A 22,407-nucleotide genomic window follows, 5' to 3' on the forward strand; every position below is an offset into this window, starting at 1 on the left:
GCCGGGGCACATCTGCCCCGGCGTGCATGGTCGAATCAGCGGCAGCGTCAGCTGCAGCCGGAGGTGCTTCCGCAGCCCTCGCACACGTAGCAGCTACCGGCCGGGCGCATCTTCGTGCCGCAGGTCATGCACATCGGCGCGTCCGCGGACTTGCCCTGGAACTTCTCCATCAGCTCGGCCGAGGAGTGGATCTCCGAGGAGACCTCGCGCACGTCAGCCGCGCCGGCACCGGAAGTGATGTCCTCGGCAGCCACCGTCGACGTCGACTGCTCGGGCCGCTTGGAGGACGGCGCCGCTGACTGGGAGTAGGACTCCAGCTCGCCGGCGACATCTTCGTCACCGTCGGCCTCGGTCGCCTCGGCGTAGGAGCCGGTCTCGAGCTGACGGGTGCGCTCCTCGGCGGTGTGGATGCCCATGAACGACCGCGTCTCGAAGTCGGTGTAGTCCAGCGCCAGACGACGGAAGACATAGTCCATGATCGACTGCGCCATCCGCACGTCCGGGTCGTCGGTCAGACCGGCAGGCTCGAAGCGCAGGTTGGTGAACTTCTCCACGAAGGTCTCCAGCGGCACGCCGTACTGCAGGCCGATGGACACGGCGATCGAGAAGGCGTCCATCATGCCGGCGAGGGTCGAGCCCTGCTTGCCGAACTTCAGGAAGAGCTCGCCCAGCTGACCGTCGTCGTAGGTGCCCGCGGTGAGGTAGCCCTCCGCACCGCCGACGGCGAACGAGGTGGTCTGCGAGGTACGACGCTTCGGCATGCGCTTGCGCACCGGGCGGTACTCGATGACCTTCTCGACGGCGGCGTCGGCAGCGGCGGCCGCCTTGTCCTTGGCGGTCGAGCCACCGTCGGACAGCGGCTGACCGACCTTGCAGTTGTCGCGGTAGACCGCCAGCGCCTTCAGCCCCAGCTTCCAGCCCTCCAGGTGCACCTCGGCGATGTCCTCGACGGTCGCCGTCTCCGGCAGGTTGACCGTCTTGGAGATGGCACCGGACAGGAACGGCTGGCAGGCCGCCATCATCCGCACGTGACCGAGAGCGCTGATCGCCCGCTCGCCCATCGCGCAGTCGAAGACCTCGTAGTGCTCCGGCTTCAGACCCGGCGCGTTGATGACGTGGCCCTTGTCGGCGATGTGCTCGACGATCGCCTCGATCTGCTCCTGCTGGTAGCCCAGCTTCTTCAGCGCGCGCGGGATCGTCTGGTTGACGATCTGCATCGATCCGCCACCGACCAGCTTCTTGAACTTGACCAGCGAGAAGTCCGGCTCGATGCCGGTGGTGTCGCAGTCCATCATGAAGCCGATCGTGCCGGTCGGCGCGAGCACCGAGGCCTGCGCGTTGCGGTAGCCGTGAGCCGCGCCGAGCTCGACGACCTGCTTCCAGGCCTTGCTGGCGTAGCGGTGGATCTCACCGTCCATCGAGTCCGGCGGACGCAGCTCGTCGTTGGCGCTGCGGTGCTTGCGCATCACCTTCTGGTGCGCATCCGCGTTGCGGGCGTAGCCCGCGTACGGACCGACGACCTCGGCCAACTCGGCCGAGCGCTTGTACGCCGCGCCGGTCAGCAGGGAGGTGATCGCGCCGGCCAGGCTGCGGCCGCCCTCGGACTCGTAGCCGTGGCCGGTCGCCATCAGCAGCGCGCCGAGGTTGGCGTAGCCGATGCCGAGCTGGCGGTAGTTGCGCGTGGTCTCGCCGATGGCCTCGGTCGGGAAGTCGGCGAAGCAGATCGAGATGTCCATCGCGGTGATGACCAGCTCGACGACCTTCTGGAACGTCGCGGTGTCGAAGGTGTCGTCGTCCCGCAGGAACTTCAACAGGTTGAGCGACGCGAGGTTGCACGAGGAGTTGTCCAGCGACATGTACTCCGAGCACGGGTTGGACGCGGTGATCCGGCCGCTCTCGGGGGTGGTGTGCCAGTCGTTGATCGTGTCGTCGTACTGGATGCCGGGGTCGGCGCACTCCCACGCCGCCTTGTTGAGCTTGGCGAACAGCTCACGGGCGTCGACGGACTCGATGACCTCACCGGTGCCGCGGGCGGTCAGCCCGAACTCCGTGCCGGCCTCGACCGCGCGCATGAACTTGTCGCTCACCCGCACCGAGTTGTTGGCGTTCTGGTACTGCACCGAGGTGATGTCACGGCCGCCGAGGTCCATGTCGAAGCCGGCGTCGCGCAGCGCGCGGATCTTGTCCTCCTCGCGCGCCTTGGTCTCGATGAACTCCTCGATGTCGGGGTGGTCCACGTCGAGCACGACCATCTTGGCCGCACGGCGGGTGGCCCCACCGGACTTGATGGTGCCCGCGGACGCGTCGGCGCCGCGCATGAAGGAGACCGGACCGCTAGCGGTGCCGCCGCTGGACAGCAACTCCTTGGAGGAGCGGATCCGCGAGAGGTTGAGGCCGGCGCCCGAACCGCCCTTGAAGATGAACCCCTCCTCCTTGTACCAGTTGAGGATCGAGTCCATCGAGTCGTCGACCGACAGGATGAAGCACGCCGAGACCTGCTGCGGGCTCTTGGTGCCCACGTTGAACCACACCGGGGAGTTGAAGCTGAACACCTGGTGCAGCAGCGCCCAGGTCAGTTCGTGCTCGAAGATCTCCGCGTCCTCGTCGCTCGCGAAGTAGCCGTTGTCGCGCCCGCCCTTGACGTAGGTCAGGACGACACGGTCGATCAGCTGCTTGAGGCTGGTCTCACGCACCGCGGTGCCGAGCGCCCCGCGGAAGTACTTGGTCGTCACGATGGTGGAGGCGTTGAGAGACCAGAAGTCCGGGAAAAGGACACCGCGCTGCTCGAAGATCGTCGCGCCGGTCTTCCAGTTCTGCTGCACGACGTCGCGCTGCTCCCAGGTCACCTCGTCGTACGGGTGGACGCCGGGCGTGGTGAAGATGCGCTCGATGTGCACCCCACGGTCTGCGCGGGCGGCGTCGGCGCGGGCGCCGGTGGTCTCGGTCATGCTGTTCCTCCGTGTGACGTGGTGAGCTGGGCTGCTGATGCGGGTGGTGCTGGTGATGCTGTGGGGCCTTGCGGTACGCGCACGGGTTACTGCTGCAGCACCCGGCGCACGGGATAACCGGGTATCAGTGATCCTCCCCGGCACCACTGACAACGGGATCGTCGGCGGCGTACGAGGGGCCGAGCACCTGACGCTCGGCGCGAAGCAGCGCGATCGCCGCCTCGAAGTCGCCCAGGTCGTCGAAGGCCTGGTAGACAGAGGCGAATCGCAGGTAGGCGACCTCGTCGAGGGCACGCAACGGGCCGAGGATCGCCAGACCGACGTCATGGGCGTCGATCTCGGCCAGTCCCTGCATCCGGATGGACTCCTCCACCTGCTGGGACAGCAGCGCCAGGTCGTCCTCGGAGACCGGGCGGCCCTGGCACGCCTTGCGCACCCCGACGAGCACCTTCTGGCGGCTGAACGGCTCGCTGGCTCCGGACCGCTTGACGACGGTCAGGCTCGTGGTCTCCATAGTGGAGAAGCGCTTGCCGCAGCTGGGGCACTGGCGGCGCCGTTTGATGCAGGTGCCGTCCTCGCTCGAGCGGGAGTCGACGACGCGACTGTCCTCGTGCCGGCAGAACGGGCAGTGCATGCGTGTCTCCCTCACCCTCGACGATCGGCTCACACCGATCACTCGCCGTCCACGCCGTAGCCCCGCCGAACGAGCCGCCCACCTGTGGGTAACTCGTGGACAACCGGGGGATATCCGCGCTGTGCCTTGGGATAACCCGGGTCGACCTGGGGACTACATGTGGACAACTTACATCGATGTAACTACTAGATGTAGGGATCGTATTCCGGTGGAGGGGGTGATGCAACCTTTAGAGACTGCCCGGTTTCCGCGGGGTCGTTCGTGCTGGTCAGAGGGCCGCCGAGGGCGACACGGAGGCGGTGTCGGCCCTGCTACGGGGCGCCAGAAGGCGCGCGGCCGGACTCAGCGAGGCAGGCGCAGTTGCTCGCCGGCGAACACCTGCAGGGTGTTCAGTCGATTGGCGGCCTGCACCCGCTGCACCGCATTGCCGATCGGCAGCTGGGGGTAGGCGTGGTGGGCGACCGAGGACAGGGTCTGGCCCGACTGGACGACCACGGTGTCGTAGCGCTGCGCGGACCCGCCGCCGCCCACTGCGGCACGGGCTCCCGCCACTCCCCCGACGAGACATAGCAGGAGTGCGCACAGCGTGATCAGCAGGCGACCGCGACGAGTGATGTGCATCGTCGGCGCAGGTGCGTCCACGAGCGCGGGCAGATCAGGGACCGCGCGCAGGTGGCCGCGACGGATGGACGCGGGCGCCGTACGTCGCGATGCGCCGGGACGACCCGGCCGGGCAGGGGTGGCGGGAGTGACCCAGCTGGGAACAGCGGTGACGGCACTCATGAGATCCTCCGATAACTCGTCGATCGTACGTGTGTGCGATCGATCATCTGTCTGATGTCTAGCACGCGCGTTCGAGAAAATCCAGACACGCCCCGAACAGATGTTTGGAAAGTGTGTCCGACTCTCGTAATCTCGTGCTCACCTGCAGAACTGAAACACCGACCACCGACAGCCCCTGCTCAGCAGTTGTGAATCCGCGGAACGACGCCGAATACGGCGACTCATCGGTCCCGGGGACGCAGCCGTTCGGACACCTGGGGCGGGCGGTGGCAGCACGATCCACTCGGAGAGGGACGGACGAAGACCATGGCCAAGGTGCACCAGATGCCCGAGCGCGACGACGACGGTTTGACCACCCGACAGCGGCGCGTGCTGGAGGTCATCCGCAACTCCGTGGACCGGCGCGGTTACCCGCCGAGCCTGCGCGAGATCGGCGAGGCCGTCGGCCTGACCAGCCCCAGCTCCGTCGCTCACCAGCTGTCGATGCTCGAGCGCAAGGGCTACCTGCGCCGCGACCCCAACCGGCCGCGCGCCATCGAGGTCATCTCACCGGACCAGGACAAGGACCAGCGCGGCTACCGGGGCGGGTCCAGCGTCACCAACGCGCCGGACGGTGACCTGAGCGTCGAGGACGAGACCGGCATCGGCGACCGACGACCCAGTGCGTCGTACGTCCCGGTCGTCGGACGGATCGCCGCGGGCGGTCCGATCCTGGCCGACGAGGTCGTCGAGGACGTCTTCCCGCTGCCCAAGCAGATCGTCGGCGAGGGCGACCTCTTCCTGCTGAAGGTCGTCGGCGACTCGATGATCGACGCCGCGATCTGCGACGGCGACTGGGTCGTGGTGCGTCAGCAACCGACCGCGACCAACGGCGACATCGTCGCGGCGATGCTCGACAACGAGGCGACCGTCAAGACCTTCAAGCGCACCGGGGGCAAGGTCTGGCTGATGCCGCACAACACGGCGTACGACCCGATCGACGGCGACGACGCCGTGGTGCTGGGCAAGGTCACGGCGGTGCTGCGCAGGGTCTGAGCGACCGCGGTCGCCCGGCGCTCCTCAGGCGCGTTAGACGCCCGGTGCACCCACGGCCGGCGCTCCCAGTCGGTCCGCCAGCGCCGTCAGGGTGCTGCCCAGCGGCGCCTCAATCTTCAGGTCGGTCTCGCCGTCCCCGCGGGTCCATCCGTCGTTGATCACGATCACGGGCACGCCGATGCGGGCGGCCCGGCGCACGAACCGGTAACCGGACATCACCGCGAGCGACGACCCCAGGACGAGCAGCGCCGACGCCTCTTCGACGAGGCCGAAGCATTGCTCCACCAACGGTTTCGGCACCGATTCGCCGAACATCACGACGTCCGGTTTCAGCAGGTCCGAACCGCACACAGGGCAGTCGGCCGTGACGAACGCGCGCACGATCGCCTCGGGCAGCGCGACGTCACCGTCGGGTCGGACCGCGCCTCCGATCGCGCGGTCGAATCCGGGGTTGGCGTCGCGCAACCAGTCGTCCATGTCATCGCGGCGATGCGTGCTCGAGCAGGCCATGCAGACCACCCGCTCCAGGTTGCCGTGCAGCTCGAGCACCTCGCTCGCACCGGCCGCCTGATGCAGCCCATCGACGTTCTGGGTGATGACGCTCGTCAGGGTGCCGGCGGCGAGAAGCCTGGCGACCGCGCGGTGGCCGTCATTCGGTCGGGCAGCCGCAAAGCGTGGCCAACCGACGTAGGAACGTGCCCAATACCGCTGCCGCGCTTCATGACTGGCGCGTAGCTCGGTCACCGTCATCGGCTGCACCCGACGTACGCCGCGGGCGTCGCGGTAACTCGGCAGACCCGATTCGGTGGACAGGCCGGCTCCGGTCAGGGCGACCAGCCCGCCATCCGCCAGGTAGCTCGCCAGTCCGTCCCATTGATCCGGGCGCACTCCCTCGGGCACCGGGGAGACCGCAGACTCGAGCACGTCATCAGTGTCGCACCGGCCCCGTGGCCCCGTGGGTGCGCGGGTGGCCACTGCGATGCATGGCTGGTGCAGAACGAAAGCACGAAGATGGGTTCCGATGGATAACCTTCCATTATATGATTGGCGGATGATCGACGCTGCGGGCCTGCGGGTCATCCGGGCCATCGCCGACGAGGGCAGCTTCACCGCTGCGGCCACCTCTTTGGGCTACTCCCAGCCCGCCATCTCCCAGATGGTGCGCCGTCTGGAGGACCGGATCGGCACCGTCCTGGTCGAGCGCCTGGGCCGCAGCGTGCGGCTGACCGAAGCCGGCGCGGTGCTGGCCCGTCACGCGGGCCCCGTGCTCAGCGCCCTCGAGGCCGCCGAATCAGAGGTCGCCGCGATCGCCGGGTTGCGCGCCGGCCGCGTCCGCCTGATGGCCTTCCCCTCCTCCTCCTCGACACTCGTCCCGCACGCGCTCGCGATGGTGCGAAAGGCCTACCCCGACGTCGAGGTGACCTTCACCGAGGCCGAGCCCCCCGAGTCGCTGGCCGCACTGCGGGCCGGCGAGTGCGACATCGCCGTCGCGTTCGCATACGACGGTGCGCCGCTGGCCCGCGGCGAGGACGACATCGAGGCGTTCCAGTCCCGCAAGCTGCTCGACGACGAGGTGCGCCTGGTGGTGCCGTCGGACCACCCGCTCGCCGGCGCCGCGTCGGTGCGGATGACCGACATGGTCGACGAGCAGTGGATCGCGGGATGCCCACGATGCCGCGGACACCTGCTCTCCCTGGCCGAGCGCGCCGGATTCAGCCCGTCGGTCTCGTTCGAGACCGAGGACTACGTAGCGGTGCTGGGTTTCGTCGCCGCGGGCCTGGGGGTCGCCCTCGTGCCCGACCTGATCCTGCACTCGGCGCACAACGACGGCGTGACGATCCTGCCGATCAAGCCGACCCCCCGTCGGACCGTCTACGCCGTCACCACCCCGGACCTCACGCGCGTGCCCGCCGTCGCCGCGACCCTGGAGGCGCTGTGCGCGGCGTCCACCTCGGTGCGGTCGGCGACACCGGTCGCCTGAGACTCCCCCACCTGCCCGTCAGGGCCTGTCGACGGTGACCCGCCCGTCGCGCACAGCCACGACCACGTCCCCTCCGCGGTCGGTGCGGTAGGTCGCTCCGGGCAGGCTCTTCAACAACGACAACGTCGAGGGCGTCGGCAGTCCGTAGTCGTTGTGAGCACCGACGCTGATGATCGAGATCGGTGCGTGCACGAAGCGCACCAGGTCGGCGGACTGGTTGGCCGAGCCGTGGTGGGCCACCTTGAGCACGTCAAAGGGCGGCCCCGTCGGCTGATGACTCAGCTCGCCGTACACGGCAGCGCCCGCCTCACGCTCGATGTCACCGGTCAGAAGGATCCGCAGGCCGTGGGTGCGCACGTCGAGGGTGATGCTCGCGTTGTTCTGGATCGAGCCGGCGTCGATCTCGCGGCTCGGCCACAGCACGACGGCGTGCACCCCGGGCCAGTTCACGGTGTCTCCCGTGACCAGGGTGCGCACCGGAATGTGGCTCGCGGCGGCAAGCCGGTGCACCAGCGGGGCGTTGCTGGCCGCCTCCCGGGTACCGGGCGCGCTCGTCGCGACCACCGGCGTCACGAAGATCTCCCCGACGGATCGCCCCCGCAGGGCACCGGTCAGACCGCCGACGTGGTCGAGGTGGAAGTGAGTGAGCACGATCGCGTCGATACGGGTGACGCCGGCGCGATGCAGGCAGGCGTCGATGTGCTGCGGGTCGGGCCCGGTGTCGACGACGACGCCGTGCCCCGGAGTCGTGGCGAGCACCCCGCCGTCGCCCTGCCCGACATCGCAGGAGATCCACACCCACCCCTGCGGCGGCCAGCCGAGATGCGGCAGCGGCCACGCCGCGGCCGTCAACGCCAGCGCGCAGCCGGCGGCCAGCGCCGGATGGGTACGGGCACGCCCCCACAACCCGACGCCGCCCCAGATCGCGAGCACGGTGAGCGCGCCGAGCAGGAGCGCACCGCCCAGCCCGCTCGGCCACGGCAGGACCCCGCCCGGCACCCGGGCGCCGACGTGGGCCACCCAGGCGATGCCCCAGGCCGGGACGGCCGCGCACCACGCCGGAACTGCGGCGACCGCCGGACCGAGCGGGCTCGCCAGCACGGTCACGACGCCGGCGAGGGTGGCCGGCTCGACGAAGACCGCAGCGAGCAGATTGGCGGGCACCCCGACCAGACTCACCGACGACTGCAGCAGCACGATCACGGGGGCGCACGCCGCTTGCGCTGCCAGCGGGATCGCGATCGCGTCGGCGACCGGTCGCAACCTGAGGGGCAACCGCGCCGCCATCGCGTCACTCCACGGCCGGGCGAAGAGCAGAAGACCCAGGGTGGCCAGGGCAGAGAGGGCGAACCCGTACGAGCGGGCCAGCCACGGATCCCAGGCCAGGAGTACGACGATCGCCGCCGCCAGCGCGGACGAACCGACCCGGCGGCGTGACATCGACACCCCGAGCAGACCGACCACGCCCATCACCGCGGCCCGTAGCACGCTCGGCTCGGGTCGGCACAGCAGGACGAACCAGCCGAGGACGAGCAACGCGAGCGGCGTACGCCACCGGCGCGGGACCCGGCACCAGCCCGCCAGCCAGCCCGCACCGACGAGGACGAACGTGACGTTGGATCCCGACACCGCGGACAGGTGGGTGAGCCCGGTGGCCCGCATGTCGTCGTTCAACCGCGTGGGCATCCGCGCGGTATCGCCCGTGACCAGGGCCGGGACCAGGCCGCGCGGATCGGCGGGCAGCGATGCCGTCGCGGCGCGGGTGTCGGACCGCAACGACTCCACCCACCGGGTCAGCGGACCGGGCCTGCCGACCACGCGCGGGGGCGATCGAGCGTCGAGAAGGGCCGTGACGTCGTCACCGGCATCCGCCGGTTGCAGCCGCCCCGTGAACTCGATGCGGTCGTGCCAGGCCGGTGCCCGCCACGTGGGCCTGGCGAAGACCAGCACGGGGGTATCGGGGGTGCTGCGGGCGCCCCGCCCGACGACCGCACGCACCGAGGCGCGGTAGATGACCGTCGGTCGCGCCGGATTCGTCACGACGAGACGTGGGTCGGATTCGACCACGGCGGTCACCCGCACGATCGCCCGCTGAGCTGCCAGTGTCTCGACAGGGCCCGCGGTGCGGGCGCTCTGGTGGGCTACCAATGCGCCGAGCAGCAGCGCGGTGCAGAGCCAGCCCAGGGCGATGCCCGCCCGCCACCCCGAGGAGCGGCGCCCGCGGCCGACGAGGAGGCAGAGCACGCCGAGGACGAGGCATCCGATCGCGATGCCGAGGACCACGGTCACGGGTTGCGGGAGGGCCACCACGGTGCACGCCCAGGCCATGAGTGCCGGCACCAGCATCCGCAGGTCCAGCGGCGGGCGGCCCACCGGCTCGCCGTCTCCCTTCTCCAGGTCGCCGGAAAGGCGATCCGCGCTCATACCGTCACGTGCGGTCGTAGCCGCGCGAGCACCTTGTCGCCGATGCCACTCACCTCCCCCAGCTCGTCGACGCTGGTGAACCGGCCGTTCTGGGTGCGCCAGTCGACGATCCGCTGGGCGAGCACCGGTCCCACCCCCGGCAGTGCGTCCAGGCTCGTGACGTCCGCGGTGTTGAGGTCGATCACTCCCCCGGCCGAGGCGTCGGAGGAGCCGCCGCCCGCCGCCGTCACGGGCGCCGAGCCCTCGCCGCTGCCACCGCCCACGGCGCCCGGCGCCGGCGTCATCGTCTGGCCAGGCTTCGGCACCTGGATCTGCTCTCCGTCGGTGACCACCCGGGCGAGGTTCACGGCGGTCAGGTCCGCGGACGGCAATGCGCCGCCAGCGGCGGCAACCGCGTCCTGCACCCGTGCGCCGGCACGCAGCGTGACCACGCCGGGGTGGCGCACCTGGCCGACCACCTGCACGACGACGGTGGTCGCGGCCGAGCTCGTGGGCACTGCGCTCGGGGCGGTGGAGCTGCTGCCGAACCGGCTCACCCCGGCGGTGGTCGTGGCGGCCGACCGCGGGGCGCTCCCCGCGGCGACGGGCGTCGACGTCGCCGACGCGCGAGCGAGCAGCACACGTCCACCGAGGACCAGCCCCGCGACGAGCACCACGACCAGTACCCCGAGCACCGCCAGCCTGCTCGGCGCCACCTGCGCGTCCCGGAGGGCGGCAGGCGTCCGTAACAGCGGAGCGTGCGGGCGGAGGTCTCCGCTCGTCCCGGCGTGACGTCCTCCACCGCCTCGTCGCGCCAGCCGGGCGGAACCCCTGGTCTCTCCCGCCGCTGCGGGCTGGATCGCCGGACGCCGACTGTCGAGCAGTGACTCCTGCGTCGGCACCCAGCCGAGCGGGCGTCGTACGGCATCGAGCTCGTCCAGGACTGCGGCCAGGCGATCGGGGGCGGCCTGTTCGGCACGAACACGTGGCATACGGGCACGCTAGGGATCTGGCCGCATGCCCGTCCGCCAGCGGATCCGCGGTTGTGGACAACCGCGCCCGCGCGGCGGGGATGTGGAGGGAAAGCGGTCAGGCGGATGCGCCGAGGATCGCCGAACGCGCTCCCAGGCGGGGACTGACAGCGGTCGCCAGGGTGCCGGGGCCGACATGGGCGCCGACCACGGCGCCGAGCTCCACGAGCAGCACCCGCCGTGCTTGCGGCACGGCGTCGGCCAGGGATTCCACGAGCTGCTCGGCGCGCTCGCGGGAGTCCAGGTGGTGCACGGCGATGTCGACGCCGTCGGGTCCGTCCATCGCGGCGGCCGCCTCCACGGCCCGCTCCCGCATCCGCGCGAGGGCCTTGCCGGTGGTGCGCACCCGCTCCAGCGGCTCGATCTGACCATCGGTCATCGTCAGCAGCGGCTTGATGGCAAGTGCGGAGCCGAAGAGCGCGGCGGCCTTGCCGATCCGACCGCCGCGGCGCAGGTATTCCAGGGTGTCGACGTAGAAGCCCACCGACGCCGCGGCCGCGTGGTCGCGCGCCACCTGGGCGACGACCTCCGGCGCGGCGCCGCCCGCCGCGACCTCCGCGGCCGCGAGGACGGCGTACCCCATCGCCATCCCGATGGAGCGGCTGTCGACGACGGTGACGGGCACCGGTGACTCCTCGGCGGCGATCTCGGCCGAGGAGCCCGTGGCCGACATCGCACCCGAGATGTGCACCGAGACGATGTGCCGGGCCCCGGCGTGCGCGAGTTCCTCGTACACCTCCAGGAACGCCCCCGGCGAGGGACGCGACGTCGACACCGGACGGAACGCCCGCAGCGCCTCCGCCACGTCGGCCGAGGAGATGTCCCGGCCCTCTTCGTACGACGTGCCGCCGATGACCACGTGCAACGGCACCACGCGCACGTGGTGACGGGCCGCCAGATCCCCCGGCAGGTACGCCGTGGAGTCCGTCACGACGGCGACGTTCACGCGTCCACCTCAGCCGGCCACGATGTTGACCAGCTTGGGCGCGCGGACGACGATCTTGCGGATCTGCTTGTCGCCCAGGCTTTCTCGGACCTTGGCGTTGTCACGCGCCAGCTGTTCCAACTCGTCGGCGTCGATACTCGGCGACACCTCGATGCGGTCGCGCACCTTGCCCATCACCTGCACCACGCAGGTCACCGTCTCCTGGACGAGCTTGGCCGGGTCGGCCTGCGGGAACGGCACGAAACTGATCGTCTCGTCGTGACCGAGCGCGCGCCACAGCTCCTCGGCGAGGTGCGGCGCCAGCGGAGCGGTCATCTGCACCAGGGGTTCCACGACCGCGCGCGGCGACACGCCGGTGCGGGTCAGCACGTTGTTCAGCTCGATCAGCTTCGCGACGGCCGTGTGGAAGTGCAGGTGCTCGAAGTCGCGCCGTACGCCGTCGATGGTCCGGTGCAGCAACCGGTCCAGATCGGCGTCGGGCGCGTCGCCGACGACCCGAACCGCACCTGTCTCCTCGTCGATCGCGTTGCGCCACAGGCGTTGCAGGAAGCGTTGCGAGCCGACGACCGCCCGGGTCTCCCACGGCCGCGACATGTCCAACGGACCCATCGACATCTCATAGACGCGGAAGGTGTCGGCGCCGTACTGCGCGCACATCTCGTCGGGTGTGACGACGTTCTTCAGCGACTTGCCCATCTTCCCGTACTCCCGGGTGACGGGTGCGCCGTTCCAGGTGTACGTCGTCGCGGCGCCCTCGCCGTCCTCGACCACCTCGTTCGCCGGCACCACCTGCCCACGGGCGTCGCGGAAGGCGAACGCCTGGATGTAGCCCTGATTGAACAGCTTGCGGAACGGCTCGCTCGAGCTGATCTCGCCCAGGTCGAAGAGCACCTTGTGCCAGAAGCGGGCGTACAGCAGGTGCAGCACCGCGTGCTCCACGCCGCCGACGTACAGGTCCACACCGCCCGGGTCGTTCGCGACGCCCTCGCCGTCACCGCGGCCGGGCCCCATCCAGTACTCCTCGCACTCTCGGTCAGCGAAGCGCTCGGTGTTGGCGGGATCGGTGTACCGGATCTCATACCAACAGGATCCGGCCCAGTTGGGCATGGTGTCGGTCTCGCGGGTGTAGGTCTTGGGGCCGTCGCCCAGGTCGAGCTCGACGTTCACCCACTCGGTCGCCCGGCCCAGCGGTGACTCCGGCATCGAGTCGGCGTCCTGCGGGTCGTAGGTCTTGGGCGAATAGTCCGCCACCTCGGGCAGCTCCACCGGCAGCAGGTGCTCGGGGATCGCGTGCGCAGCCCCGTCCTCGTCGTAGACGATCGGGAACGGCTCGCCCCAGTAACGCTGCCGGCTGAAGAGCCAGTCGCGCAGCTTGTAGGTGATGGTGCCGTGACCGCTGCCGTGCTCCTCCAGGAAGGCGATGATCGTCGCCTTGGCGTCGTCGACGTCCTTGCCGTTCAACGAGATCCGGTCGTTCGCGGAGTTGATCATCGGGCCGCTGCCGGTGTAGGCGGTGTCCTCGTCATGGCCCTCGGCGGGTTGCACGGTGCGCGGGTGAGGCAGCCCGAACTTCTTGGCGAAGTCCCAGTCGCGCGGGTCCTCCGCGGGGACGGCCATGATCGCGCCGGTGCCGTAGCCCATCAGGACGTAGTCGGCGATGAAGACCGGGACATGCTGCCCCGTCACGGGATTGGTGGCGTACGCGCCGGTGAACACCCCCGTCTTGGCCTTGTCGTCGACCTGCCGCTCCAAGTCGGACTTGCGGCTGGCCGCGGCTCGGTACGCCGCCACCGCCGCCCGCGGGTCGCTGGCGTCACCCGTCCACCGGGGATCGATCGCCTCCGGCCAGGTGTCAGGGGTGATCGTGTCGACCAGGGGGTGCTCGGGCGCCAGCACCATGTAGGTGGCGCCGAAGATCGTGTCCGGGCGGGTGGTGAAGACCTCGATCCCACCAGCGGATCCGGCCAGCGGGAAGGTGACGGCGGCGCCCTGCGAGCGACCGATCCAGTTGCGCTGGATGGCCTTCACCGACTCCGGCCAGTCCACCCGCTCCAGGTCGTCGATCAGGCGGTCGGCGTACGCCGTGATGCGCATCATCCACTGGGGCAGGTTGCGCCGGAAGACCGGGAAGTCGCCGCGCTCGGTCAGGCCCTCGTTGGTGACCTCCTCGTTGGCGACGACGGTGCCCAGGCCGGGGGCCCAGTTGACCGGCGCCGTCGACTTGTAGGCCAGGCGGCGCGCGTCGACCGCGGCGGCCCGCTCGGCCGCGGTCAGGTCGTCCCACGAAGCGCCGGACGGCGTTGCCACGGTGCCCGATTCGTACCCCGCGACCAGGTCGGCGATGGGTCGCGCCTTGCCCGCGCGCTCGTCATACCAGCTGTTGTAGATCCTGGTGAAGATCCACTGGGTCCACTTGTAGTACGCCGGGTCGATGGTCTGCACCGCGCGCCGGTCGTCGTGCGACAGACCCAGGCGGCGCAGCTGACCGATGTAGGTCTCGATGTTCTCCTCGGTCGTCTTGCGAGGGTGCTGCCCGGTCTGCACGGCGTACTGCTCGGCGGGCAGGCCGAAGGAGTCGTAACCCAGCGTGTAGAGCACGTTGCGGCCCTGCATCCGCTGGTAGCGCGCGATCACGTCGGTCGCGATGAACCCCAACGGGTGGCCGACGTGCAGGCCCGCGCCGGAGGGGTAGGGGAACATGTCCTGCACCATGAACTTCGGCCGGTCGCCGATGTGGTCCGCGCCGTTAGCACCGTCGGTGCCCTGATGCGCCCACGGACCGCTGGGGTTCTCGGCGTGGAAGGTGCCGTGCTCCTCCCAGTGCTCCTGCCAGCGGCGTTCGATTTCGCCGGCCAGCTCAGGGGTGTAGCGGTGCTGCGGTTCGGTGTCGCTCATGCTTCTCCTGCTCATCCTTCGGTCGGTCCTCGCCTGCGGCGCCGGGTTCACCGCGCGGGACGCTCGTGTGCATGAAGAAACCCCCTGCGCATGCAAGGGGTCGCCGCGTCCGGATCCGGTTCAGATCGGCCGCGGCTGCCGAAGGAGGTGCTTGTCGTACATGCGAGGCAGACTACCGCAACGGTCCTACGCCCTGCCGCCCGATAACGCGAAGCGCCGGCCGCCCGAACGGGGCTGACCGGCGCTGCACAGGAGAGTGGGACGCTCAGAGAGCGTTGACCTTCTTCGCCAGGTTCGACTTCTTGTTGGCCGCCTGGTTCTTGTGGATGACACCCTTGGTGACAGCCTTGTCCAGCTTCTTGGACGCGGTGCGCAGGGCCTCTTCGGCGCCGGCCTTGTCACCGGACTCGGCGGCCTCGCGGACCTTGCGGATCCAGGTGCGCACCTCGGACTTGTGCGCCTTGTTGCGCTCCGTACGGATCGCGTTCGTCTTGACCCGCTTGATCTGCGACTTGATGTTTGCCACGAATGAACTTCCTTGGTCGAAATGTCAGGGATGTCGAGGGCACGTACGACGACGGGTTGGGGCGTGGGAACACTCCGGGCGAATCGTCCTACGAGATGCTGCTGCATGCGCGCACGACCGGGGCGCGCACGCGATCGCCAAATCTACCAGCGCCGCACGGAACCACCCAAATCGTCGGCGGGCGGTCGGCCTCAGCCCGCGCCGCGCTCCCGGGTGATCGTGAGGATCGCGTGCTCGACGGCGTAGACCGGGTCGCGACCACCGCCCTTGACCTCGAAGTCGGCCGCTGCGACCGCCTGGATCGCGCGTCCGAGCCGGTCACCGTCCCACCCGCGTGCCGCCGCACGCGCTCGGTCGATCTGCCACGGCGCCATCCCGAGCTTGCCCGCGAGCGCACCCGACGACCCCCCGCCCGCCGTCGCCACCCGGGCCACCTGACGCAGTTGGCTCGCCAGGACCGCGACGATCGGCACCGGGTCGAGCCCGGAGGCGATGGCGTGCCGCAGCAGCCGCAGGGCGTCGGACGTCTGGCCCGCGACGGCCGCGTCGGCGACCCGGAAGCCGGTCGCGTCGACCTTGCCCCCGTGGTACTCCTGCACCTGCTCGACGTCGATGAGGCCCTCGGTGTCGTCGATGAGCTGCAGCGCGGCGGACGCCAGCTCCCCCACGTCGCGACCCACCGCGTCGAGCAGGGCCCGGACCGCCTCGGGGGTCGCCTTGCGCCGGGCGCGGCGGAACTCGTGGGTGAGGAAGTCGCTCTTCTCCCGATCCGTCTTGATCGCCGGGGCGTCGATGCGGCGGGCGCCGGCCGCCTTCAACGCGTCGAGCACCCGCTTGCCGCGGTTGCCGCCCTTGTGCAGGACCACCAGACGCAGGTCGTCGCCGGCGGCCTGCTCGATGACCGTGAGCAGGTCGGCCTGCAGGTCGTCGGAGGCCTCGTCGGCGTCGTGCAGGACGATCGCGGTCGCCCCACCGAAGAGACTCGGGCTGGCGTGCACGATCAGGGACCCGGGCGCGTAGTCGGCCGCGTAGAGGCGCACCACCTCGATCTGCGGGTCGTGTGCCCGGAAGACCTCGAGCGTGCTGTCCAGCGCCCGATCGGACAGGACCCGCTCCGGACCGGCGATGAGCACGAGGGCAGGCGGCTCGGGCATGGGCACACCCTGCCACGCGGGCCCGACACCCGCGATGCTCAGGTGCGCCGTGCCGGCCTGTGCAGCGGTTCGCTGCCCTGCAGGTCCGGCGTGATGCGCCCGAGACCGCGGCCGAGCGCGAGGACGAGCAGGCAGACGCCCGCGCCGAGCAGCATCGCGACCGTCACATCACCGAGGTAGTGCGCGCCGACGAACACCCGGCTCGCGGCGACCACGAGCACCACCGGGATGCCGATCCCCAGCGCCACCCGGTGCGAGCCCTGACCGAGCCAGACGGTGAAGCAGATCGCCGCGACGATTCCGGTCGCGATCGCCGTGTGCCCGCTCGGCATCGAGTACGGATCCTGCAGGGCCACGGTCCGGCGCACCGGTGGCGCGGGTGGCCGGGCGCGCTCCGCGACGTGCTTGACCAGGGAGCAGGCACCCCAGGTCGCGAAGAAGAGGGCCGCCTCCACCACGACGTCCCGGCGGCGACCGCCGACCAGAAGGACAAGCAGCACCAGCACGATCATCACAACCGCGCCGACGGTGCCGAACCCACTGTCGATCCACCGGCCGGCCTGCCGGCCCCAGCCCGGGTCGTGGTGCGTGGCCCAGACGCTGACTCGCAGCTCACCGGTGCGCCGCGCCCCGAGGCGCGTGCAGACCGTGGCCAGCGACAGGGCGACCAGCACCATCAGCGCGCCGGCCAGGGTCAGACCGCCCACCTGTGGGCGCCGTGCTCTCACTCGTCCAGACGTACGCCGAGCACACCGGCCCGCGCGCGCAGCTCCTCGGTCGGCAGGTCCAGGTGCTCGGCGAGCTCGGTGACGTTCAACCCCATCTCGGCGCCGTCCCGCAGCTCCTCGTCGTCCTCGGCGCTCCAGACCCGCTCACCACCGTCGGTGACGACGCGCAGCGCGCGCGGCTCCGGAGGGCCCGGGACCTCACCGGGGCCCGGCGCCTCCGTGACGTCGGCGGGCTCCTGCGCTCCGTCCGGCACGGCCGGAGGTGCGCTCGGCGGGGTGTCCGGCGCCTTCGGCCGCTTGGCACCGAGCGGCATGATCGACGGCTGCGCGAGAGGCTGCTCCTCCACCTGGGCGACCTGCGCACGCAACTGGTCGAGAAGCTGTTGCTGCTGCCCGCTCGGCCGCGCCGACAGGGCGGGCTCGGGCTCGTGCCCGGCGGGCGTGGGCTGCGGGTCCGGGGCGACCGGCTCGTTCGGGGCGGCCAGGTCGTCCGGGGCGGGATGTTCGACCGGTCCGGCGACGGACGGTCCCGGGTGCGCCGAGGTGTCGTCGTCGCGCACCACCGCGACCGGAGACGCTTTCTCAGCGCCGCCCCGCGCGGCCACGGCGATCACCGGCCCCGCGGTCTCGTCGAGCCGTCGGAGGGCGTTGAGCACCAGTGCCCGGTCGCTGGTCGGCCAGAACGGCGGCAGCGTGGACTGCAGGAAGCCGGCGTACCGGGCCGTGACCATCCGCGGGTCCAGGAAGGCGACGACGCCGCGGTCGTCGGCCCGCCGGATGAGCCGACCGGCACCCTGAGCCAGGCGCAGTGCGGCGTGCGTGGCGGAGACGGCCATGAAGCCGTTGCCGCCGCGCCGGGCGATGGCCTCCGTGCGTGCGGACGACAGCGGGTCGTCCGGCCGCGGGAAGGGGATGCGGTCGATGATCACCAGCTGGCAGGCACTGCCCGGGACGTCGACGCCCTGCCACAGGCTCATGGTGCCGAAGAGGCAGGTCGGCCCGTCGGCCGCGAACTGCCGCACCAGGGTTGCGATCTGGTCATCGCCCTGGCACAGGACCGGGATCTCGTCGCCGAGCCGGGTGCGCATCGCCTCCGCGGCCGCCTTCGCGGCCCGGGTCGAGGAGAACAGACCCAGGGTGCGACCGCCCGCGGCTCGGACCAGCGTCTCGATCTCGTCGAAGACCGCGTCGGCGGGACCGTCCCGGCCGGGCGGGGGCAGCTGCGAGGCGACGTACGCGATCGCCTGCGTCGGGTAGTCGAACGGTGAGCCCACGTCGAGGCCGGTCCAGGAGGGTCCTCCCGCACCACGCAGCCCGAGGGTGCCGGCGACCGCGTCGAAGCTGCCGCCCAGCTCCAGGGTCGCGGAGGTGAGGACGACGGTTCGCTCGCCGAAGACCGCCTCCCGCAGCGCCATCGCGACGCTCATCGGCGCCACCCGCAGCAGGTGCCCGCGCCGCAGGTCCTCGGAGATCCACGCGACGTCCAGCTCGCGCTCCTCCAGCACCCGCGCGGCCGTGTCGAACAGCTCGTCGACCGCGGCCTGGGCCATCTGGCGCCCACCGTCGGGTGCCGCACCCTGCTCGGGCTTGAGCTGGCTCGACACCTCGCGCGCGGTGTCGCGCACCCGCCCGAGGCCCAGCGCCAGATCGTCGGGGATACCCGTGAGCCGGCCAGGCGCCAGTCGGTCCAGGATCCCTTGGACGAACTCGCCGGCGTCGGTGAGCGCGGCCGTGTCGGCGAGGCGCCCGCACCGCCGGGCGGCCGCCGACGCCATACCCCCGGACAGCTCGTCGGTGACGGTCGAGGTGACCCGGTCGACCAGTTCGTGGCCCTCGTCGATGACCAGCAGGTCGTGTTCGGGCAGCATCCGGCGCCCCTCGAACGCGTCGATCGCCATGAAGCTGTGGTTGGTGACGACGACGTCGCAGTCCTTGGCGTGCGCCCGCGCCTGCTCCACGAAGCACTCGGCGACCATCGGGCACTTGGAGCCCAGGCACTCCAGCGCGGACACCGAGACCTGCCGCCAGGCGCGTTCGCTGACGCCGGGCACCAGGTCGTCGCGGTCGCCGGAGTCGGTCTCCTCGGCCCACTCCCGCAGCCGCAGCACCTCGCGGCCGAGCCTCCCGGCCTGCTGATCCACATCGCCGACCGAGAGCAGCCCCTCGTCCTCGTCGTCGGGGTATCCGCCCTGCAGCTTGTTCACGCACACGTAGTTGCGGCGCCCCTTGACCAGGCCGTACGTCGGGCGCCGGCCGATCACCGGTGCCAGCGCGTCCGCGATCCGGGGCAGGTCGCGGTCGACGATCTGTGCCTGCAGCGCCAGGGTCGCGGTGGCGATGATCGCGGGTCTACCGCTCTCCACCGCGTGCGCGATCGCCGGCACCAGGTAGGCCAGCGACTTGCCGGTGCCCGTGCCGGCCTGCGCGAGCAGGTGTGACTTGTCGCTCAACGCGTCCTGCACGGCGTGCGCCATCCGGGTCTGCCCCTCCCGGGGGGTCCCTCCCACCCCCTGGACCGCCGCCGCGAGCAGTGCGTCCAAGTCGTCGGGCATCAGGCCAGGGTATGACGTGCGGGAGGGCCCCGCCGCGCCCCTGTGGACGCGCGGAGGCCGGTGTCAGTCGCGCAACCCGCCCGGATGGCAGATGAGGTGGGCGACCAGGGCGGTCCACCCGGTCTGATGGGTCGCGCCCAGACCAGCGCCGGTGTCGCCGTCGAAGTACTCGCTGAAGGTGACCTCCCGGTCCCAGAGCGGACCGTCCGGATACCACCGCGGGGTGCCCGGACGACGACCACCGGGTCCTGCCCGGAAGAGGCCGACGAGCCGTTCGCGCAGGTCGTCGGCGACGGCACCGAGCGTCGTACCCGCCCCGGAGCTCGTGGGGTGCTCCACCTGCAGGTCCGGTTCGGCCGCCGCGTAGCTGCGCAGCGCATCGAGCAGCAGCACGTTGACCGGCATCCAGACCGGGCCGCGCCAGTTGGAGTTGCCGCCGAACAGTCCGCTGTCGGACTCCGCGGGCACGTAGCGGATCGACGTACGCGCGCCGTCCACGTCGACCGCGAACCCGTCGCGGTACGCCGCGGACAAGGACCGGACGCCGTGGGGTGAGAGGAATTCCGATTCGTCGAAGAGCCTGCGGTACAACGCCGTACGACGCTCCGCCGGCACCAGGGCGATCGTCACCCGGTCGTCGTCGTGCGACTGGTGGTGCACCAGCGCATCCGCGAGCGCGGTGTCGCGACGCTGGGTCCACTCGACCTCGTCGATGAGCTCACCGATCTCATCCAGGACCACGGGATGCACCGAGTGCACGGCGATGAGCGGCAACAGACCCACGAGCGACCGCACGGGCAGCTGCTCAGTCGTGCCGTCCGGATGCACGAGGGTGTCGTAGTAGAAGCCGTCCTGCTCCGACCAGAGCGAGACGCCCGCGGAGCCGAAGTCGTCCATTGCCCCCGCGAGCCGCAGGAAGTACTCGAAGAAGGTGCGCGCCACGTCGTCCCAGCCCGGCGCGTCGCGCGCGAGCTCGACGGCGATCTGCAGCATGGACAGCGCATAGAACGCCATCCAGCTCGTGGCGTCGGACTGCTCCAGTCGCACCCCGCCGGGCAGCGGGGCCGAGCGGTCGAAGAGCCCGATGTTGTCCATCCCGAGGAAGCCGCCCTCGAAGAGGTAGGAGCCGTCGGCGTCCTTGCGGTTGACCCACCACGAGAAGTTGAGCAACAGCTTGCTGAAGACGCGCACCAGGAAACCGGTGTCCGTGCCACCGTCGATGCGGTGCACCATCCGGGTCGCCCATGCGAGCACCGGGGGGTTGACGTCGCCGAAATCCCATTCGTACGCGGGGAGTTGGCCGTTCGGGTGCTGCACCCACTCGCGCACCATGAGCTCGATCTGCTGCTTGGCGAACCACGGGTCGATATCGGCCAGCGGCAGCGTGTGGAACGCCAGATCCCACGAGGCGAACCACGGGTACTCCCACTCGTCCGGCATCGAGATGACGTCGGCGATGTCGAGGTGGGTCCACCTGCTGTTGCGCCCGGTACGGCGAGCGGCCGGAGGCACCGGCTGGGCGGGATCGCCCTCCAGCCACTCGCCGATGCTGTAGCGGTAGAGCTGCCGTCCCCACAGCAGACCCGCGAACGCGCGCCGCGCGATGTGCCGGTCCTCATCCTCGTGGACGTCCGCGAGCACCTCGGCGTAGAAGGCATCGGCCTCCTGCGCGCGGACCTCGACGACGCGGTCGCTCGGGGTGTCGTCCGGTGCTGCCACCGGGGCGTGCGCGACCCCTGCCGTGGCGCGCAGGTCGGCCCCCGCACCGCTCCCCTCCTGCGCGGGTTGCTCCGCGGTGGCGGCCGCGGTCAGCCGCAGGCCGACCGTGACGGAGGCACCCGGCGCCACGGTGTCGTGGTGCCACCAGAAGCCCACCTTGGTGCCCTGGTCGGGGCGCGTGCAGGCGAGGTTGCCGTGGACGACGGCCTGGTCGAGGCCGCTCGTGGGGCAGTCGGTGGCGCTGGGTGTGCCGTAGAGCGCGAGGTCGTCCGTCTCGTTGTCGCAGAACAGAATTCGCGGGCTGCCGTCCGGCACGATCCGGTAGTCGCCGAGCCACGCGTGGTGGAACTCCACGGCCGCGCCCGAACCCTGGGCCTGCTGAGCCCGCTGCATCGTCGGTCGGCGGTCGTCGCGACCCCACGCCCAGGTGTTGCGGAACCAGCCCTGCAGGACCACATCGAGAGGTGCGGGATCCGGGCCGCGATTGGTGGCGGTGACCCGGACGACGATGTCGGTCGGGGTGGCCTTCGCGTGCACGACCTCGACGTCGAAGAAGTGGTCGTCGGCCAGGATGCCGGTGTCGGTCAGCTCGAACTCGGTGTCGGCGCGACCGCGCACGGCCGCCTCACGGAGCAGTTCGGCGTACGGGAAGGCCCGCTGCGGATAGCGGTAGAGCCAACTGGCGTACGCGTGGGTGGGGGTGGCGTCGGTGGGCCACCAGATCTCCTTGACGTCCTCGCCGTGGTTGCCCTGGCCGTTGGTGAGGCCGAAGAGCCGTTCCTTGAGGCGGTCGTCCTGGCCGTTCCACAGGGCGAGGCCCAGGTTGAAGAAGCCGAACCGGTCACACAGACCCGCCAGCCCGTCCTCGCCCCATCGGTACGCGCGGCGGTGGGCGTCGTCGAACGGCAGGTAGTCCCAGGCGTTCCCGTCGGCGGAGTAGTCCTCGCGGACGGTGCCCCACTGCCGGCCGCTGACGTACGGACCCCAGAGCCGCCACGGCGCCAGGTCGTCGTGCGAGGCGGCCAGGCGGTCGTGTTCGGCGCTCACCCGTCCGACTGTGCCAGACCCCCGC

15 protein-coding genes are annotated in these 22,407 nt (G+C 70.8%); 2 read left to right on the forward strand and 13 right to left on the reverse strand.

Features of this window, described 5'->3' with window-relative positions; translation table 11 throughout:
* Window positions 1-47 precede the first annotated feature (47 nt).
* The 3 genes from HNR15_RS10780 to HNR15_RS10790 form a co-directional block, all read right to left on the reverse strand.
* Window positions 48-2,948, reverse strand: coding sequence for a vitamin B12-dependent ribonucleotide reductase (locus HNR15_RS10780; protein ID WP_179481636.1), 2,901 nt, complete (start codon window positions 2,946-2,948; stop codon window positions 48-50).
* A 124-nt stretch (window positions 2,949-3,072) separates the two neighbouring features.
* A complete protein-coding gene (gene nrdR / locus HNR15_RS10785) occupies window positions 3,073-3,582 on the reverse strand; it encodes a transcriptional regulator NrdR (protein WP_179481638.1) in 510 nt (169 codons plus the stop codon).
* 342 nt (window positions 3,583-3,924) lie between these two features.
* Window positions 3,925-4,365 carry a hypothetical protein gene (locus HNR15_RS10790; RefSeq protein WP_179481640.1) on the reverse strand — a complete coding sequence of 147 codons (441 nt, stop codon included), beginning with the start codon at window positions 4,363-4,365 and terminating at the stop codon, window positions 3,925-3,927.
* A gap of 306 nt (window positions 4,366-4,671) precedes the next feature.
* Here HNR15_RS10790 and lexA point away from each other — a divergent pair, with 306 nt between their 5' ends.
* Window positions 4,672-5,400 (forward strand): transcriptional repressor LexA, encoded by a 729-nt coding sequence (gene lexA, locus HNR15_RS10795; protein WP_179481642.1) that lies wholly within the window; start codon window positions 4,672-4,674, stop codon window positions 5,398-5,400.
* A gap of 33 nt (window positions 5,401-5,433) precedes the next feature.
* Here lexA and HNR15_RS10800 read toward each other — a convergent pair whose 3' ends face one another.
* Complete coding sequence (locus HNR15_RS10800; protein ID WP_343048510.1) at window positions 5,434-6,324, reverse strand: NAD-dependent protein deacetylase; 891 nt, start codon at window positions 6,322-6,324, stop codon at window positions 5,434-5,436.
* Between the two features lie 127 nt (window positions 6,325-6,451).
* Here HNR15_RS10800 and HNR15_RS10805 point away from each other — a divergent pair, with 127 nt between their 5' ends.
* Window positions 6,452-7,381, forward strand: coding sequence for a LysR family transcriptional regulator (locus tag HNR15_RS10805; RefSeq protein ID WP_179481644.1), 930 nt, complete (start codon window positions 6,452-6,454; stop codon window positions 7,379-7,381).
* A gap of 18 nt (window positions 7,382-7,399) precedes the next feature.
* Here HNR15_RS10805 and HNR15_RS10810 read toward each other — a convergent pair whose 3' ends face one another.
* The 9 genes from HNR15_RS10810 to HNR15_RS10850 all read right to left on the reverse strand — a co-directional run bounded on the left by HNR15_RS10810 (window position 7,400) and on the right by HNR15_RS10850 (window position 22,382).
* The gene (locus tag HNR15_RS10810; RefSeq protein ID WP_179481647.1) at window positions 7,400-9,805 is read right to left on the reverse strand and encodes a ComEC/Rec2 family competence protein; all 2,406 of its coding nucleotides are present in this window, start codon (window positions 9,803-9,805) and stop codon (window positions 7,400-7,402) included.
* On the reverse strand, window positions 9,802-10,776 hold the full coding sequence (locus tag HNR15_RS10815) for a ComEA family DNA-binding protein (RefSeq protein WP_179481650.1): 975 nt from the start codon (window positions 10,774-10,776) through the stop codon (window positions 9,802-9,804). The genes HNR15_RS10810 and HNR15_RS10815 overlap by 4 nt, the downstream gene beginning before the upstream one ends.
* Window positions 10,777-10,873: 97 nt before the next feature.
* Window positions 10,874-11,761, reverse strand: a complete 888-nt coding sequence (locus HNR15_RS10820; RefSeq protein WP_179481652.1) for a DegV family protein — start codon at window positions 11,759-11,761, stop codon at window positions 10,874-10,876.
* A 9-nt stretch (window positions 11,762-11,770) separates the two neighbouring features.
* A complete protein-coding gene (gene leuS, locus HNR15_RS10825; protein ID WP_179481654.1) occupies window positions 11,771-14,656 on the reverse strand; it encodes a leucine--tRNA ligase in 2,886 nt (961 codons plus the stop codon).
* 265 nt (window positions 14,657-14,921) lie between these two features.
* Complete coding sequence (gene rpsT, locus HNR15_RS10830; RefSeq protein ID WP_179481656.1) at window positions 14,922-15,182, reverse strand: 30S ribosomal protein S20; 261 nt, start codon at window positions 15,180-15,182, stop codon at window positions 14,922-14,924.
* Between the two features lie 191 nt (window positions 15,183-15,373).
* The gene (gene holA, locus HNR15_RS10835; protein ID WP_179481658.1) at window positions 15,374-16,336 is read right to left on the reverse strand and encodes a DNA polymerase III subunit delta; all 963 of its coding nucleotides are present in this window, start codon (window positions 16,334-16,336) and stop codon (window positions 15,374-15,376) included.
* Between the two features lie 38 nt (window positions 16,337-16,374).
* Window positions 16,375-17,043: a phosphatase PAP2 family protein gene (locus HNR15_RS10840; protein WP_179481660.1), complete on the reverse strand. Its 669-nt coding sequence runs from the start codon at window positions 17,041-17,043 to the stop codon at window positions 16,375-16,377.
* 17 nt (window positions 17,044-17,060) lie between these two features.
* A complete protein-coding gene (locus HNR15_RS10845) occupies window positions 17,061-19,616 on the reverse strand; it encodes an ATP-dependent DNA helicase (RefSeq protein WP_218883664.1) in 2,556 nt (851 codons plus the stop codon).
* Between the two features lie 63 nt (window positions 19,617-19,679).
* On the reverse strand, window positions 19,680-22,382 hold the full coding sequence (locus HNR15_RS10850) for an MGH1-like glycoside hydrolase domain-containing protein (RefSeq protein ID WP_179481662.1): 2,703 nt from the start codon (window positions 22,380-22,382) through the stop codon (window positions 19,680-19,682).
* Window positions 22,383-22,407: the final 25 nt, after the last annotated feature.

This window comes from Allobranchiibius huperziae (assembly GCF_013410455.1).
In the GTDB taxonomy this organism is placed as follows: domain Bacteria; phylum Actinomycetota; class Actinomycetes; order Actinomycetales; family Dermatophilaceae; genus Allobranchiibius; species Allobranchiibius huperziae.